The sequence below is a fragment of the Streptomyces purpureus genome (genome assembly GCF_014648195.1).
GTDB classification, from domain to species: domain Bacteria; phylum Actinomycetota; class Actinomycetes; order Streptomycetales; family Streptomycetaceae; genus Streptomyces; species Streptomyces purpureus.
This window is the reverse complement of record NZ_BMQQ01000009.1, coordinates 201621-218349: the sequence shown is the minus strand read 5'-3', so window position 1 is coordinate 218349 and position 16729 is coordinate 201621. Positions and strand designations below refer to the sequence as shown.

The window sequence follows — 16729 nt, the reverse complement described above, 5'->3', positions numbered from 1 at the left end:
CGACGAGCCGCGGGAGGCCGACAGGTGTCGAGCGCAGCCGAGCAGGAGGCGGTACGGGAGGGAGCGGTGCTCTCCCCTGCCGTGGAGCAGGTCCGGGAGCGGCCGGGGCCGGTGGTGTGGCCGGGCGCGCCGACGCCGCTGGGGGCCCGGTGCCGGGTCGGGCCGGACGGGGTCGCGGGTACGAACTTCGCACTGTGGGCGGGCGGTGCGGAGGCCGTGGAGCTGTGCCTGTTCGCCCCGGACGGCACGGAGACCCGGCTGCCGCTGACCGAGCTGACCCACGAGATCTGGCACGGTTTCGTGCCGGGAGTGGCGGCGGGGCAGCGGTACGGCTACCGGGTGCACGGCCGCTGGGACCCGTGGACGGGGGGCCGCTGGAATCCGGCCAAGCTGCTCCTGGACCCGTACGCACGAGCGGTGGACGGGGAGTTCACGCTGCCGCCGGAGGTGTACGGGCACGTCCGGGACTGGCCGCAGCAGCATGTCGCCGACACGGTGCGCGACGAGCGGGACTCGGCGCCGTACGTCCCCAAGGGCGTCGTGGTGCAGGACGACGACGACTGGGCGGACGACCGCAGGCCCAAGACGCCGTGGCCCGACTCGGTCATCTACGAGCTGCACGTGAAGGGGTTCACCAAGCTGCATCCGGGGATCCCGGAGCGGTTGCGGGGCACGTACGCGGGGCTCGCGCATCCGGCGGCGATCGAGCATCTCGTACGGCTGGGGGTGACGGCGGTCGAGCTGCTGCCGGTGCACCAGTTCGCCCACGAGGACCATCTGCTGCGCCGGGGCCTGAAGAACTACTGGGGCTACAACTCCATCGGCTACTTCGCGCCGCACGCCGCCTACAGCGCCTCCGGCACCGCCGGGCAGCAGGTCGGCGAGTTCAAGCGGATGGTGCGGGCGCTGCACGACGCCGGCATCGAGGTCATCCTCGACGTCGTCTACAACCACACCGCGGAAGCCGGCGAACTGGGGCCGACGCTGTCCCTGAAGGGCATCGACAACCGCGGCTACTACCGCCTCCAGGCGGACGCCCGCCGCTACGCCGACTACACCGGCTGCGGCAACACCCTGCACGTGGTCCAGCCGCAGGTGCTGCGGCTCATCACGGACTCGCTGCGGTACTGGGTCACGGAGATGGGCGTCGACGGCTTCCGTTTCGACCTCGCGGCGGCCCTGGCCCGCTCCATGCACGACGTCGACATGCTCTCGCCGTTCCTGGCGGTGATCGCCCAGGATCCCGTGCTGCGCCGGGTCAAGCTCATCGCCGAGCCCTGGGACGTCGGCAACGGCGGGTATCAGGTGGGTGCGTTCCCTCCGCTGTGGACGGAGTGGAACGACCGCTACCGCGACGCGGTACGGGACTTCTGGCGCGGCGCGCTGCCGGACGTACGGGACCTGGGCTACCGGCTGTCGGGGTCGAGCGATCTGTACGCCTGGGGCGGGCGGCGGCCGTACGCCTCGATCAACTTCATCACCGCCCACGACGGTTTCACCCTGCGCGACCTCGTCACCTACGAGCACAAGCACAACGAGGCCAACGGGGAGGGCAACCGGGACGGCACGAACGACAACCGGGCCTGGAACTGCGGGGCGGAGGGCGAGAGCGACGACGAGCGGATCACCGCACTGCGCCGCCGGCAGATCCGCAACCTGCTCACCACCCTGCTGCTGTCGACCGGGGTGCCGATGCTGGTGGCGGGCGACGAGATGGGCCGCACGCAGGGCGGCAACAACAACGCCTACTGCCAGGACAACGAGATCGGCTGGCTGGACTGGTCGCTGCTCGACCAGCCGGGACCCGGCGGGCTGCTGGAGCTGACGACCCGGCTCCTCGCGCTGCGCCACACCCATCCGGTGCTGCGCCGCCGCGCCTTCTTCGACGGGCGGCCGCAGGGCGCGGACGGGCTGCGGGACCTGGCGTGGTTCACCGCCGAGGGCAAGGAGATGACGGAGGCCGACTGGTACGCGCCCCGGGCGACGCTGGGGCTCTACCTGTCCGGCCGTGACATACCGGGGCGGGACGCGCGCGGCGAGCAGATCACCGACGACAGCTTTCTGACACTTCTGCACGCCGGGGACCAGCCGCTGGAGTGCCGGCTGCCGGGCCCGCCGTGGGCGGAGGCGTACGAGCTGGTGGTGGACACCTCCCGGGAGGACCAGTCGCACGCGCCGGGCAGCATCCACCAGGGCGGGGAGAGCGTGACGGTGCCGGCGCGTTCGGTGCTGCTGCTGCGGGTGCGGACCTGAGCGGGCCCCGTCAGCCCAGGATCTTCCGCTCGTACGCCACGGCGACGGCGGCCGCCCGGTCCTTGGCGCCGAGCTTCGCGTAGACGTGGGTGAGGTGGGTCTTGACGGTGGCCTCGCTGATGAACAGTTCGGCGGCGATCTCGCGGTTGGAGGTGCCCTTGGCGACGAGTTCGAGGACTTCGCGTTCGCGGGCGCGGGGGTCGAGGCCGGTGGTGAGCTCGTCGAGGACGACGACCCTGGGGTCGCCGACGAGGGCGAGGGCGATGAACAGGCGCTGTTTCTGGCCTCCGGAGAGCTTTCCGAAGCGGGTGGAGAGCTTGTCGGTGAGGCCGGGGCGTTCGGCGAGCGTCCGCCAGTCGGCCGGTGCGGGGTAGCAGGCCGCGTACAGCTCCAGGGCCTCGTGGACGGTGAGTTTGGCCTGCAGCTCGCTCTCCTGGAGCTGCGCGCCGAGGATCCGGGTGACCTGCTCGCGGTCGGCCACGGGGTTCGTGGCCGGCGACCCGGACGGTGCCGGCGTCGGGGACGCGCAGCCCCTCGATGCATTCGACGGTGGTGGTCTTGCCGGCGCCGTTCGGGCCGAGGATGCCGAAGATCTCACCCTCGCCGACCGTGAAGGACACGTCGGCGACGGCCGTCCTGCCGCCGTAGGCCTTGGCCAGCCCGCTGACCTCGATGATTTCCATGCTGCGAGCCTGCCGGTCGGGACGGGGGCGGAGCATCGGCCATCGGGCTCGAACGGGCATCGTCCGATCGGCTGATGGCGGGTACGACCCCGCGCGGGCGTGCCGGGACGGCGGGCAAAAACCGGTGGGCGTTGTCAGGGGTGAACCGTAGGCTCGGGCCTGATGCCGGAGAACCATGCAACCGCCAAGGAAACCAAGGGTGCTTCGTCCGTACGGACCCTGCTGAGACTGTGGCCGTACCTCAGGCCGGTACGGGCGCGGTGGTTCGCCGCGGGCGTCGTGGCGGTGACCGCGTCGTGTTTGAGCCTGCTGATTCCACTGGTGTTGAAGTGGATGGTGGACGGGCCGGTCGCCGAGCGGGACCCGGGCGGGGTGTGGCTGGGGGCGCTGTATCTGCTGCTGCTCGGTGTCGCCGAGGCGCTGCTGTTCGGTCTGCGCCGGTGGCTGGTGGCCCGGCCGCTGACCGGGGTCGAGGCGGCGATGCGGGCGGATCTCTACCGGCATCTGCAGCGGCTGCCGGTGGCGTTCCACGACCGGTGGCCCTCGGGGCAGCTGCTGTCGCGGGGGACGGCGGACCTGGCGATGCTCCGGATGTTCCTGACGTTCCCGCTGATGTTCATAGTCGTCAACGGCGTGACGGTGGTGGCGGGTTGCGCGGTCCTGCTGGCGCAGGACTGGCTGCTGGGCCTGATCCTGCTGGTGCCGGTCGTCCCGCTGATCGTGATCTGCGCGCTCTTCGAGACGAAGTACGCGCTGGTGGCCCGCCGCGCCCAGGACCAGGTCGGCGATCTGACCACGGTGGTCGAGGAGAGCGTCCTCGGCATCCGGGTCGTCAAGGGCTTCGGCCGGCACCGCGCACAGGCGGAGGCGTTCCGCACGCTGGCGGTGCGGCTGCGCGGTACGGAACTGGACAAGGCGCGGCTGCTCGCCGCGATCTGGGCCGTCATCATGACCGTCCCGGAGCTGGCGGTCGGCGCCGCGCTGGTCCTGGGCACGGTGCGGGTGGCGGACGGGGCGATGTCGGCGGGCACGCTGGTGGCGTTCCTGTCGACGGCGCTGGCGCTGCGCTGGCCGGTGGAGTCGATCGGCTTCCTGCTGGCGATGACGCAGGAGGCGGCGACGGCGACCGAGCGGTACTTCGAGGTCCTCGACGAGCCGGTCGAGGAGCCCGCGTGCCGTCCCCGGGCAGAGTCGGTCAAGGCCCCGGGCGGCGGGCTGCGGTTCGACGGCGTCACCTTCCGGTACCCGGACGCGCCCCCCGGTACGGACCCCGTGCTCGCCCGGATCGATCTGCACGTCCGCCCCGGCGAGACGATGGCGCTGGTCGGCGCGACCGGCTCCGGGAAGACGACGCTCACCGCGCTGGTGCCACGGCTGCACGAGGTGACGGCCGGGCGGATCCTGCTCGACGGCGAGGACATCGCCACGATGGAACGGTCGCGGCTGCGGGAGCTGGTCGCGGTGGCCTTCGAGGAGCCGACGCTGTTCTCGGCGAGCGTCGGCGAGAACGTGCTGATGGGCGCGGGCGGTGAGGCGGACGAGGGCGCGCTGCGGCGGGCGCTGGCCGTGGCCCAGGCCGGGTTCGTGGACGGCCTGCCGGACGGTGTGCGCACCCAGGTCGGCGAGCAGGGGCTGAGCCTCTCCGGCGGCCAGCGCCAGCGCCTGGCCCTCGCCCGCGCGGTCGTGGGCCGGCCGCGCTTCCTGGTCCTGGACGACCCGCTGTCCGCGCTCGACGTGCATACGGAGGCGCTGGTGGAGGCGGCCCTGCGGGACGTGCTGCGCGGCACGACGGCCCTGGTCGTCGCCCACCGGCCGTCCACGGTGCAGCTCGCGGACCGGGTGGCGCTGCTGTCGGGCGGCCGGATCACGGCCGTGGGCACCCATCACGAACTGCTGCGGGAGAGCGCGGAGTACGCCTGGCTGATGTCGGGCACGGAGGCGGAAGGCGGCGGCTCACGATGACGACACCCACGACGGCGCCGGTCCCGGGCGGGAGCGGGGGCGGAGGCCCCGCTCCGGAGGAGGACGCGACCGATGGGGGCCGGGGTTCGGGCCCCGGCCGCGACGCCGACGCGACCGGCACGACCGGTGCGACCGACGGGACCGGTGCGACCGACGGGACCGGTGCGACCGACGGGACCGGTGCGACCGACGGGACGGACAGGATCGGCGAGGACGATCTGCCGACGCCCCCGGGGGCCACGGGGGCGCTGTTGCGGTCGTTGCTGCGGGAGCACCGGTGGTGGGTGGCGCTCTGCGCCGTGCTGCTGCTCCTTCATCAGGCCGCCGTGCAGGCGGGGCCGCTGCTCGTGGCGTACGCCATCGACCGGGGAGTACCCGCGCTGCGGCAGGACGACTACGGGCCGCTCGTCGCCGTCGGCGCGGGGTACGTCGGCTGCGCGCTCGGGGGCGGGCTGTTCCAGTACGCGTTCATCCGCGCCTCCGCCCGCGTCAACCAGAGCGTGCTGCTCGACCTGCGCGGGCGGATCTTCCGGCACGCCCAGGCCCTCAGCGTCGACTTCCACGAGCGGTACACCTCCGGCCGGCTCATCTCCCGTTCCACCACCGACGTCGAGTCGCTGCGGGAACTGCTCGGCGAGGGGCTCCAGGAGCTGGTCGGGGTCGTGCTCGCGTTCGGGTACATCTCGGTGATGCTGCTCTGGCTCGACCTGGGCACCGGCGCCGTGGCGCTGGCCTCGCTGCTGCCGCTGTTCCTGATGGTCCGGCGCTACCGCCGCCGCTCGCGGGTCGTCTTCGCCGCCCGGTCGACGGCGATCGCGGCCGTGATCGTGAAGTTCGTGGAGACGATGAACGGCATCCGGCCGGTGCGGGCGTTCCGCCGGGAGCGGGTCAACGACGCCGAGTTCGGGGCCCTGAACGACCGGCACGCCCGCCGGAACGCCGACGGGATGCTGGAGATGGCGCAGTACGTCGTCGGCTCGCGCCTGATCGCGAACACCGCCGTCGCGGGCATGGTCCTGTGGGGCGCCCACCGGGTCGCGAGCGGCGCCCTCGCGCTGGGTGTGCTGGCGGCGGCGGTGCTCTACCTGCGGCGGCTGTACGACCCGATCGACCGGCTCGGGATGTTCCTCAACTCCTACCAGTCGGCGGCCGCGTCCCTGGAGAAGATCGCCGGGCTGCTGGCCCAGGTCCCGTCGGTCCCGGAGGCGTCCGCGCCGCGCGCGCTGCCGCCGAGGCGGGGCGGTGCGGGGCGGGAGGTCGTCTTCGAGGACGTGCGGTTCGCGTACCGCACCGGCGGTGAGGTGCTGCCGCGGTTCGGTCTGACGATCCCGGCCGGGCAGACCGTCGCCGTGGTCGGGTCGACCGGCGCGGGCAAGTCGACCCTGGCCAAGCTGCTGGCCCGGTTCTACGACCCGACCGGCGGGCGGGTCCTCCTCGACGGCGTCGATCTGCGCGAGCTGGCCACGCCGGAGCTGCGGCGGGGCGTGGTGATGGTGACGCAGGAGTCGTTCCTGTTCTCCGGGACGGTCGCGGACAACATCGCGATCGGGCGGCCGGAGGCGACCCGGGAGGAGATCGAGCAGGCGGCCAAGGCGATCGGCGCGCACGACTTCATCACCGGCCTGCCGGACGGCTACGACACGGACGTACGCAAGCGGGGCGGCCGGATCTCGGCGGGCCAGCGGCAGTTGGTGGCCTTCGCCCGTGCGCTGCTCGCGGACCCGGCGGTCCTGATCCTCGACGAGGCGACCAGCTCGCTGGACGTACCCGGTGAGCGGGCGGTGCAGCGCGCGATGGACACGGTCCTCGCGGGCCGTACGGCGGTGGTGATCGCGCACCGACTGTCGACGGTGGAGATCGCGGACCGGGTGCTGGTGATGGAGGCGGGCCGGATCGTGGAGGACGGTGCGCCGGCCGAGCTGATCGGCGGCACGGGGAGGTTCGCGGGGCTGCACCGCGCGTGGCGCGAGAGCCTGGTGTGACCGGCATTGTGCGACCTGCCATGCCGGTCGGGGCACGGAAGCTGATGTCCGGTCGTCGGCCTCGTCCCAAGGTATGCGTGCGCCAGCACACGCATATGACTCTGAAGCGTACGACCGTCCACGTCGACGAAGAGGACCTCGCTCTGACCTAGGAGGCCGTGGCGCGCCTGGGCGTCCCGGAGGAGGAGCCGCTCGACTTCCCCACGTTCGACAGCGGTGATCCCGGCCGTCGACGAGGGCATCCTGCGCACGGCGGCCGCCGTCATGGCCGTCCACGCCGACCTCGCGCTCGACCTCGCCGACGCCGTGAACGTCACGCTCGCCCAGGAGTACCGAACGGACTGCCTGCTCACGGTCGACGAGCGGGACTTCCGTGCCGTACGCCCCCTCACGGCACACAAGGCGTTCCGGCTGCTGCCGCACGACCGCCGACGGTCTACCGACCGCTCCGTAGTCCGGCCTCGCGGTCGTGACGCCGGCTCCTTCACCGCCCCCTCGGTCAGCCGCGTACCGGTGTCGGCCGAGGCTGGGGCGTCAGTGGGCGCGTGCCGCGGAGCAGGGTCGCGCTGAGCGTCGCCGCCAGGAGCATGACGGCCGCCGCGCCGGCCGCCGCCCAGGTGAGGCCGGCTGTGAAGGCCTCCCGGGCCGCCCTCCCCACCTCGGGTGAGCCGGTGGCCAGGGCGGCGCCGAGGGTTTCGTGGGACGGGAGTTCTCGGGTAGAAGACGGCCGCGCCGATCGAGCCGAGGAGGGCCATGCCGAGGGCGCCGCCCAGCTCCTGGCCGGATTCCAGGACCGCCGCCGCCGAGCCGGCCCGCTCCGGCGGGGCCGCGGCGAGGGCGAGTTCGTTGGCGAGGGTCATCGCGGAGACCAGGGCCGAGGCGTAGACGGCGGAGGCCGCGAGGACGGTCCACAGCGGTGAGTCGGTACGGGTCTGGGTCAGCCAGGCGAACCCGGCGCCGGCGACGAGGAAGCCGCCCGCCATCACCCGGCCGCGGTCCAGCCGCTGGGCGAGCGCCGCGGCGAGCGGGGCTCCGGCCAGCACGCCCGCCGACGGGGCCAGGCTCCACAGCGCGGCCTCGAACGGGCTCTGGCCGAGGACGACCTGGAGGAACAGGCCCGGCAGGACAGCGGGATCACGGACGAGGAGTGGATGGTGCGGAACGAGCCACGCTTCGACGCGATCTCGGCGGCCGGTTCTTACCCTCTGCTCTCCGGCCTCTCGGAGGACCCGGAGTTCACGCTCGACCTCGGGACTCTCTTCGAATTCGGGCTGCGGAGAACGCTGGACGGCATCGCAACCATGATCGACGAAACGTCCGGTTAACGGATACCGGCTTTCGGGCAACGGACGAGTTCTGGCCAACTTGTTGACGCGCTCCTGACAGATGCCCGTCACGACTGTCACTCTTCCCCCGGCTCTGCGTATCACCGCTCCACAGCTCTGCTTGCACGCCCGGACGGCCCACCCAGCCGCCGGTACCCCCCTCGCAAAAGGAGTCCGCGTGAGACCCACGCCCAGCCGTCGCGCCACCGCGACGGGCGCTCTGATCGCCGCCGCCATGCTCGCCGTGAGCGTGCAGACCGGCGCCGCCACCGCCGACGACCGGTGGGTCGCCGCCCCCAAGGCCCAGGCCGCCGGCCAGGCCGACCCCGGCGCCCTGCCCGCCGATCTCTCCCCCGCCCAGCGCACCGCGCTGATACGCGCGGCCGACGCGGCCAAGGCGGACACCGCCAGGAAGCTCGGCCTCGGCTCCCAGGAGAAGCTGGTCGTCCGCGACGTCGTCCAGGACCGGGACGGCACCACGCACACCCGCTACGAGCGCACCTACGCCGGACTTCCCGTCCTCGGCGGCGACCTGGTCGTCGCCGCGACGAAGACGGGCGCGACCGAGAGCGTCACCAAGGCCTCCCGCGAGCAGCTGAAGAACGTCGACACCGCCACGGCCGTCTCCCCGGCCGCCGCCGAGAAGCAGGCGCTGAGCGCCGCCAAGGCGGAGGGCTCCAAGGCCACCGACGCCGAGCGCGCCCCGCGCAAGGTCGTCTGGATGGCGAAGGGCAAGCCCGTCCTCGCGTACGAGACCGTCGTCGGCGGCCTCCAGCACGACGGCACCCCCAACGAACTCCACGTCGTCACCGACGCCAAGAACGGCAAGAAGCTCTACGAGTGGCAGGCCGTCGAGACCGGCACCGGCAACACCATGTACAGCGGCCAGGTGACGCTGGGCACCGCGCCGTCGTACACACTGACCGACACCGGCCGCGGCAACCACAAGACGTACAACCTCAACCGCGGTACGTCCGGCACCGGCACGCTCTTCTCCGGCTCCGACGACATCTGGGGCGACGGCACCCCGCAGAACGCCGAGACCGCGGGCGCCGACGCCCACTACGGCGCCGGTCTCACCTGGGACTACTACAAGAACGTGCACGGCCGCTCCGGCATCAAGGGTGACGGCGTCGGCGCGTACTCCCGGGTCCACTACGGCAACGCCTACGTCAACGCCTTCTGGCAGGACAGCTGCTTCTGCATGACGTACGGCGACGGCGCGAACAACACCAAGCCGCTCACCTCGATCGACGTCGCGGCCCACGAGATGACGCACGGCGTCACCTCCAACACCGCGGGCCTGCGCTACAGCGGCGAGTCCGGCGGCCTGAACGAGGCGACCTCCGACATCTTCGCGGCCGCCGTCGAGTTCTACGCCAACAACCCCAAGGACCTCGGCGACTACCTCGTCGGCGAGAAGATCGACATCCGGGGCAACGGCACCCCGCTGCGCTACATGGACAAGCCCAGCAAGGACGGCTCGTCCAAGGACTACTGGTACGCGGGCATCGGCAACGTCGACGTCCACTACTCCTCGGGTCCGGCCAACCACTGGTACTACCTGCTCTCCGAGGGCAGCGGCACCAAGACCATCAACGGCGTGAACTACGACTCGCCGACCTCCGACGGCCTCCCGGTCGCCGGCATCGGCCGTGACAAGGCCTCGCTGATCTGGTTCAAGGCGCTCACCACGAAGTTCAACACCACCACCGACTACGCGGGCGCCCGCGCCGGCACGGTCGCGGTGGCCAAGGAGCTGTACGGCGCCACCGCTCCCGAGGTCACGGCCGTCGAGCACGCCTGGGCCGGTGTCAACGTCGGTCCCCGCCCCGGCGGCGACCCGCAGCCCGGCAAGGTCTTCGAGAACACCGCCGACGTCTCCATCCCGGACAACGGCGCCGCCGTCACCTCGGCCGTCAGCGTCACCGGCATCACCGGCAACGCCCCGGCCGCCCTCAAGGTCGACGTCGACATCGTCCACACCTGGCGCGGTGACCTGGTCGTCGACCTGGTCGCCCCGGACGGTTCGGTCTACAACCTGAAGCCCTTCAGCTCCGGCGACTCGGCCGACAACGTCAAGGCGACCTACACGGTCAACGCCTCCTCCGAGGTGGCCAACGGCTCCTGGAAGCTCCGCGTCCAGGACAAGGCCCGGCTGGACACCGGCTACATCAACAGCTTCAAGCTGACCTTCCCGTAACACCCCGGCTCGGACCGGCAGACCGCCCGGAGGGGATCCGTCCCCTCCGGGCGGCCGCGCGTGTGCTTAGGCTGACGCCATGATCAGGGTGCTGCTGGCCGACGACGAGACCATGATCCGCGCCGGGGTGAGGGCCATCCTCGCCACCGACCCGGGCATCGAGGTGGTCGCGGAGGCCGGCGACGGACACGAGGCCGTCGAACTGGCCCGGCTCCACCGGCCCGACGTGGCCCTGCTCGACATCCGGATGCCGCGCCTGGACGGCCTCGGGGCCGCCGAGGAGCTGCGGCGTACGGTGCCGGCCACCGCGGTCGTCATGCTCACCACCTTCTCGGACGACGCCTACATCGCCCGTGCCCTCGGCTCCGGCGCGCGCGGCTTCCTGCTCAAGTCCGGGGACCCGCGCGAACTGCTCGCCGGGGTACGGGCGGTGGCCGAGGGCGCCGCGTTCCTCTCCCCCGGGATCGCCCGGCGCGTCCTCGACCAGCTGGGCGGCGAGCGGCTGTCCCGTACCGCCGAGGCGCGCACGCGGCTCGAACCGCTGACAGGACGCGAGCGCGAGGTCGTCGCACTGGTCGGCGCGGGACTGTCCAACGCCGAGATCGCGGCCCGGCTGCATGTGGTCGAGGGGACCGTGAAGGCCCATGTCAGCGCGGTCCTCGCCCGCCTCCAGCTGCGCAACCGCGTCCAGCTGGCGATCCTCGCCCACGACGGCGGGCTCGTCGAGGACTGACTTTCGTCAGGGGTCACGGCCCGGGCCGCTCGGGCAAGCTGGTCGGATGCGCCGCGCACGACTCCGTCACCTCCTCCTCGACCTCGGCCTGTGGGCCCTGCTCGCCACCCCGGTCCTGCGGCGGCGGGTGCGGCGGGGCGTCGCCCAGGCGATCTGGATCCCGCTCGCCCTGCTCACGGCGCTCGCCGTGGTGATGCTGGGTTTCGGGCTCTACACCCAGTCCCGCTCGTTCCTCGACGGCGACGACTACTCCGCGCTCCGCACCGGGCAGAGCCGGGGGACGGTCGAGGAGCGGCTGCCGCCGCGTCCGCTGGACGGGCCGCCCGCGACCGCCCCGGCCGAACCGGCCGGGGCGGACAGCTGCCTGTACTACCGGTCGACGCTGATCGCGGCCGTCCCGGTCTTCCGGCTCTGCTTCACCGGCGGCGTGCTGAGCGACAAGGCGCTCATCTCATGAGGACGCCCGCCCCCTCCCCGGTCGACTCCGTGGGCAGCGCGACCAGGCCCAGGTCCGCCCCGGTGGCCAGGAGCCGGTGGGCGGGCAGGATCCGGACCGTGCAGCCGAACGAGCCGGTGCGGTCCAGGGCGAGCGGCCCCTCGAAGCACCAGCGGCCCTCCAGGTCGGGCCCGCCGGTGGGTTTCAGGGTGCAGATACGGGCGTCGCCGATCCGGTCGTCGGTGTCGACGCGGCCGGCGACCGCCTGGACCTCGACGTCCTCGGGGCGCAGTGGGCCGAGCGCGGCCCGCACGCGCAGGGCGAGGGTGGCGCCGAGTTCGACGACCCCGCACTCCTCGCCAGCCTCCACGTGGTCCACGGCGACCTCGGGCCAGGCGGCCCTGACCCGGGCCTTCCAGGCGGCCAGTTCCCGGGCCCGGTCGTGGTCGAGGGCGCGGTGGGCGCGGGCCGCGGGGGCGTAGAGCCGCTCCACGTACTGCCGGACCATCCGGTCGGCGAGGACCTTCGGGCCGAGGTTGGTGAGGGTCCTGCGGACCATCTCCGTCCAGCGTTCGGGGACGCCCGAGTCGCCGCGGTCGTAGAAGCGGGGGGCGACCCGGTCCTCGATGAGCTCGTAGAGCGCGTGGGCCTCCAGGTCGTCGCGGCGGTCCTCGCTCGGGGCGCCGTCGGCGGTGGGGATGGCCCAGCCGAAGTCGGGGTCGAACCACTCGTCCCACCAGCCGTCCAGGACGGAGAGGTTGAGGCAGCCGTTGAGCGCGGCCTTCATCCCGCTGGTGCCGCAGGCCTCCAGGGGCCGCAGGGGGTTGTTGAGCCAGACGTCGCAGCCGGGGTAGAGCGTGCGGGCCATGGCCATGCCGTAGTCGGGCAGGAAGACGATCCGGTGGCGCACCTTCGGGTCGTCGGCGAACCGCACCAGCTCCTGGACGAGCCGTTTTCCGCCGTCGTCGGCGGGGTGGGCCTTGCCGGCGACGACGATCTGCACCGGCTGGGTGGGATGGAGCAGCAGCCGGGTGAGCCGTTCGGGGTCGCGGAGCATCAGGGTGAGGCGTTTGTACGAGGGGACGCGGCGGGCGAAGCCGATGGTGAGGACGTCGGGGTCGAGGACGGAGTCGATCCAGCCGAGTTCGGCGGTGACGGCGCCGCGCTGGCGCCAGGAGGCGCGCAGCCGGTCGCGTACCTCGCCGACGAGCTGCTCGCGCAGGGTGCGGCGGAGCTGCCAGAGCTCGGCGGGGGCGGGGTCGGGGCCGAGGCGGTCCACCTCTGGGGCGACCCAGGTGGGGGCGTGGACGCCGTTGGTGACCGAGGTGATGGGGACTTCCTCGGGGTCGAAGCCGGGCCACAGACCCGCGAACATCTCCCGGCTGACCGCGCCGTGCAGGGTGGAGACGCCGTTGGCGCGCTGGGCCAGGCGCAGCCCCATGACGGCCATGTTGAACAGGCCGGGGGTGCCGCCGGGGTAGGTCTCGGTGCCGAGGGCGAGGATCCGTTGGACGTCGACGCCGGGCAGTTCGCCGCCCTCACCGAAGTGACGTCCGATCAGGTCGCGGTCGAAGCGGTCGATGCCCGCGGGCACCGGGGTGTGGGTGGTGAAGACCGTACCGGCCCGCACCGCCTCCAGCGCCTCGTCGAAGGCGAGGCCTTCGCCGGCCAGTTCGCGGATGCGTTCGAGGCCGAGGAGTCCGGCGTGGCCTTCGTTGGTGTGGAAGACCTCGGGGGCGGGGGCGCCGGTGAGCCGGCAGTGGGTGCGTACGGCGCGTACGCCGCCGATGCCGAGGAGCATCTCCTGGAGCAGCCGGTGCTCGCTGCCGCCGCCGTACAGCCGGTCGGTGACGTCGCGTTCGCCGGGCTGGTTCTCCTCGACGTCGGAGTCGAGCATGAGCAGCGGCACCCGGCCGACCTGGGCGACCCAGATGTGGGCGTGCAGGGCGCGGCCGCCGGGCAGGGCGAGGGAGACCCGGGCAGGGGTGCCGTCCTCCTCGCGGAGCAGGGTCAGGGGCAGCTCGTGGGGGTCGAGTACGGGGTAGTGCTCCTGCTGCCAGCCCTCGCGGGAGAGGGTCTGGCGGAAGTAGCCGTGACGGTAGAGGAGCCCGACGCCGGTGAGGGGGACGCCGAGGTCGCTCGCGGACTTCAGATGGTCGCCGGCGAGGATGCCGAGGCCGCCGGAGTACTGGGGCAGGGCGGCGTTGATGCCGAATTCGGGCGAGAAGTAGGCGATGCCGGCCGGCAGGTCGCCGTGTTGTTCCTGGTACCAGCGCGGTCTGTGCAAATAGTCGTCGAGGTCGCCGGCCGCCGCGGCGAGGCGGCCGAGGAAGTCCTCGTCCGCCGCGAGTTCGGCGAGCCGCGCGGCGGGGACGGAGCCGAGGAGCCGGACGGGATCACCGCCGGCGGCCCGCCAGCCGTCGGGGTCGACGGAGCGGAACAGCTCTCGGGTCTCGGCATGCCAGGACCAGCGCAGATTGCGGGCCAGGTCGCTGAGTGGTCGAAGGGTGTCGGGGAGGACGGGGCGCACAGTGAATCGACGGATTGCCTTCACGTGTTCCACCTTCGCAGGGGAGGTACAAATGGGGCGAACACACCACGCTGTGCGTCCGGCCGTGTCCGCACGACGGTAGACCGGCCCTCCCCGCGCAACCACGGCGCACGGAGTCACGGGCGCTCGCGGGGGCGCGGGGTCAGATCGGTGCGCCCAGCGGCGGGGCGTAGGGGGAGCCCCGGTTGACGGTGGCCGCGTCGAAGGCTCCGGTGGCCGCGTACCGTGCCGCGATCTCGGCCAGTTCCTCGCGCGGGATGACCTTCTCGATGTCGGTGAAGCCGTGCGGGGCGCGCTCGTGCGCCAGATTGATGACGATCTCGGGGCCGAGCTGCCGGTTGGCGTGCTGGAGTGCGGTCGTCGCGGGCCTGCGGTCGGCCTCGTAGGCCTGGAGCGCGGCGGCGGGGTCGCGGTGGTGCACGGCGAGCGCGTGTGCGAGGGCGCGGGCGTCGACGACGGACTGGGTGGCGCCGTTGGAGCCCGCCGGGTACATGGCATGGGCCGCGTCGCCGATCAGGGTCGTACGGCCGTGGCTCCAGCGGTCGAGGGGTTCCCGGTCGACCATCGGGTACTCGTAGGCGGTGCCGTCGGAGGCGCGCAGGATGTCGGCGACGGCGACGCCGTCGAACTCCCAGCCTTCGAAGTGGTGCACGAAGCTCGCCACGGGCACGGGCCGGTTCCAGTCGCCCCTGATGGTCTCGTCACCGGCGGCGGACGGCCCCACCAGCGCCCAGTTGACCAGGACGGCGCCGTACGCGTCCGGCTCGGTCAGCGGGTAGACGACGGCCTTGTTCCGGTCGTCGCCGGCGATGAACATGGTGTCGGGGGCCTGGTCGGCGGCCATCCAGGAGGTGCCGCGCCAGATGAGCCGGCCGTTCCAGGGCGGGGCGCCCTCCTCGGGGTTCAGTGCGGCGCGTACGGCCGAGCGGATGCCGTCGGCGCCGATGAGGAGGTCCGGTTCCAGGGAGGCGTGGCCGCGTACGGCTCCGTCGCGGTGTTCGAGGCGGACCCGCGGGCGGCCGCCGGGGTGGACGTCGACGCCGCTGACCCGCACTCCGGCGACCAGGGCGGTGGGGCCGAGCCGTTCGCGTACGGCGTCGGCGAGGACCTGCTGGAGGTGGCCGCGGTGCAGGGAGAGCTGGGGCCAGCGGTAGCCGGCGGCGAGACCGCGCGGGGTGCGCGAGATCAGACCGCCGGTGCGGTGGTAGTAGCGCAGTTCGCGGGTGCGGACGGCGCGGGCCTCCAGGCGGGCGAGGAGGCCGAGGGCGTCCAGCTCGCGGACGGCGTTGGGCAGGACGTTCAGTCCGGCGCCGACCGGCTGGATCTCGCGGGCCGCCTCGACGACGGTGATCCGGTCGAAGCCGGCGGCGTGCAGGGCGAGCGCGGCGGTGAGTCCGGCGACACCGCCGCCTGCGATCACTATCTGGGGCGAGTGGCGTGGGAGGTTCATGGGGTCTCCTCAGGCGGCCGTGGAGCCGGCGCCGGGCCTGAGGATGCTGCGGCGTACCAGCGTCTCGTTGTCCCGGGTCAGGTCGAGTATCGAGCGGAGCAGCGCCACCGGTGCGCCGCCGCTGCCCTCGTCGTAGAGGCGTATGCCGTCTTCGTAGGCCTTGCGGGCGATGCCGATGTGGCGGGCCCTGAAGGTCTTGAGCAGGCGCAGGACACGGGCGAGGGACTCGGCGGAGGCGGCGAGCACCGGGGGCAGCCGGTGGACGGTCTCCCAGCTGATGGCGGCGGAGAGCTTGGAGACGGCGGAGGTGGTGCCCGCGTGCCGGGCGTGGAAGGCCCGCCAGTCCGGGAGGCTGTAGCAGATCGAGTCGGCGAGGAAGGCGTCGTAGCCGGGGTGCGAGCGGTCGGACTGCCAGAGCGTCAGGTCGACCAGCCAGAGCGGGACCTGGGCGGCGGCCGGGCCGAGGTAGCTGCGGCCGCCGACGTCGATGTCCTCGAAGTACGAGCGCAGGGTGCGGGCGAAGAACACCGGTGAGACGTTGGCGACGGTGAAGTCGATGGAGTCGACCAGGACGCGGACGTGGTGGGCGGTGCGGTCGAGGACGTGGGCGAAGCCCGGGTCGTACGGTTCGAGCCGGGTCAGCTCCTCGCAGCTGTCGAGGGCGGCGACCAGACCGGGGAACGCCATGCGGACGGCCTCCTGGAGGTCGGCCTCCATGGGGTGTCCGGTGTACATGCGCTGGCGGCGGCCGAGCGGGTTCCAGGTGGTGTAGTGGTGCACGGTGTCGCGGGGCACCATGTCGGTGCGGCGGGCGAGCTCCTCCAGGACGGGCAGGACTTCGGGGACCGCGGTGAGCGGCTGGGTGCCGTGGCGTTTGAGGGAGCCGAGCAGCAGGCCGAGGTCGCGCATGGCGGCCAGGGCGTCGACGATGCTCCATTCGGCGACCCGGTCGAGGTCCGGCAGGAGGGCGCGGAGGGCGACGGTGAGCGCGGGGACGTCGGCGTCCCGGTTCATCGCGGGCACCGCGGCGAGCAGGGCGTCGGCGCCGAGCGGGTCGGCCGCGCGGATCTCGGCGATGCGGTAGCGCGGATCGCCGATGGTGTCGAGGCCGGGCGCGACGAGGTCGTACAGGGTCAACGGAGAGTCCCCCT

The 16729-nt window shown here is 72.8% G+C and carries 11 protein-coding genes and 3 pseudogenes; 9 read left to right on the top strand and 5 right to left on the bottom strand.

Annotated features, from left to right (window positions below; translation table 11 throughout):
- Nucleotides 1–24 precede the first annotated feature (24 nt).
- Nucleotides 25–2253, top strand: a complete 2229-nt coding sequence (gene glgX, locus IEZ01_RS14645; protein ID WP_028798001.1) for a glycogen debranching protein GlgX — start codon at nucleotides 25–27, stop codon at nucleotides 2251–2253.
- Between the two features lie 10 nt (nucleotides 2254–2263).
- Here glgX and IEZ01_RS35645 read toward each other — a convergent pair.
- A pseudogene (locus IEZ01_RS35645) lies at nucleotides 2264–2936 on the bottom strand (ABC transporter ATP-binding protein).
- Nucleotides 2937–3098: 162 nt separating this feature from the next.
- On the opposite strand from IEZ01_RS35645, the gene IEZ01_RS14630 reads away from it, so the two are divergent.
- The 4 genes and pseudogenes from IEZ01_RS14630 (at nucleotide 3099) to IEZ01_RS36035 (ending at nucleotide 7450) form a co-directional block, all read left to right on the top strand.
- Entirely contained in the window at nucleotides 3099–4898 is a 1800-nt protein-coding gene (locus IEZ01_RS14630) for an ABC transporter ATP-binding protein (protein ID WP_019889598.1), read from the top strand.
- Nucleotides 4895–6880 carry an ABC transporter ATP-binding protein gene (locus IEZ01_RS14625; RefSeq protein WP_019889597.1) on the top strand — a complete coding sequence of 662 codons (1986 nt, stop codon included), beginning with the start codon at nucleotides 4895–4897 and terminating at the stop codon, nucleotides 6878–6880. The genes IEZ01_RS14630 and IEZ01_RS14625 overlap by 4 nt, the downstream gene beginning before the upstream one ends.
- Before the next feature lie 34 nt (nucleotides 6881–6914).
- Nucleotides 6915–7100 (top strand): annotated as a pseudogene (locus IEZ01_RS36040) (hypothetical protein); the annotation flags it as partial.
- Nucleotides 7097–7450 carry a PIN domain-containing protein gene (locus IEZ01_RS36035; RefSeq protein ID WP_019889596.1) on the top strand — a complete coding sequence of 118 codons (354 nt, stop codon included), beginning with the start codon at nucleotides 7097–7099 and terminating at the stop codon, nucleotides 7448–7450. The pseudogene IEZ01_RS36040 and the gene IEZ01_RS36035, both read left to right, overlap by 4 nt.
- Before the next feature lie 218 nt (nucleotides 7451–7668).
- Here IEZ01_RS36035 and IEZ01_RS34905 read toward each other — a convergent pair.
- A pseudogene (locus IEZ01_RS34905) lies at nucleotides 7669–7950 on the bottom strand (multidrug transporter); the annotation flags it as partial.
- Nucleotides 7951–8031: 81 nt separating this feature from the next.
- Between IEZ01_RS34905 and IEZ01_RS36030 the strand changes: the two are divergent.
- The 4 genes from IEZ01_RS36030 (at nucleotide 8032) to IEZ01_RS14590 (ending at nucleotide 11598) form a co-directional block, all read left to right on the top strand.
- Nucleotides 8032–8205 carry a TetR/AcrR family transcriptional regulator C-terminal domain-containing protein gene (locus IEZ01_RS36030; RefSeq protein ID WP_019889592.1) on the top strand — a complete coding sequence of 58 codons (174 nt, stop codon included), beginning with the start codon at nucleotides 8032–8034 and terminating at the stop codon, nucleotides 8203–8205.
- 178 nt (nucleotides 8206–8383) lie between these two features.
- Nucleotides 8384–10408: a M4 family metallopeptidase gene (locus IEZ01_RS14600; protein WP_189201986.1), complete on the top strand. Its 2025-nt coding sequence runs from the start codon at nucleotides 8384–8386 to the stop codon at nucleotides 10406–10408.
- A gap of 79 nt (nucleotides 10409–10487) precedes the next feature.
- Complete coding sequence (locus tag IEZ01_RS14595; protein ID WP_028798000.1) at nucleotides 10488–11141, top strand: response regulator; 654 nt, start codon at nucleotides 10488–10490, stop codon at nucleotides 11139–11141.
- A gap of 46 nt (nucleotides 11142–11187) precedes the next feature.
- On the top strand, nucleotides 11188–11598 hold the full coding sequence (locus IEZ01_RS14590) for a hypothetical protein (RefSeq protein ID WP_028797999.1): 411 nt from the start codon (nucleotides 11188–11190) through the stop codon (nucleotides 11596–11598).
- Here the strand turns inward: IEZ01_RS14590 and glgP are convergent.
- The 3 genes from glgP to IEZ01_RS14575 form a co-directional block, all read right to left on the bottom strand.
- Nucleotides 11588–14131 carry an alpha-glucan family phosphorylase gene (gene glgP, locus IEZ01_RS14585; protein WP_028797998.1) on the bottom strand — a complete coding sequence of 848 codons (2544 nt, stop codon included), beginning with the start codon at nucleotides 14129–14131 and terminating at the stop codon, nucleotides 11588–11590. The genes IEZ01_RS14590 and glgP overlap by 11 nt on opposite strands.
- Nucleotides 14132–14270: 139 nt before the next feature.
- A complete protein-coding gene (locus tag IEZ01_RS14580) occupies nucleotides 14271–15578 on the bottom strand; it encodes an FAD-dependent monooxygenase (RefSeq protein WP_189201984.1) in 1308 nt (435 codons plus the stop codon).
- 9 nt (nucleotides 15579–15587) lie between these two features.
- Nucleotides 15588–16715, bottom strand: a complete 1128-nt coding sequence (locus tag IEZ01_RS14575) for a monodechloroaminopyrrolnitrin synthase PrnB family protein (protein ID WP_189201981.1) — start codon at nucleotides 16713–16715, stop codon at nucleotides 15588–15590.
- Nucleotides 16716–16729 lie beyond the last annotated feature (14 nt).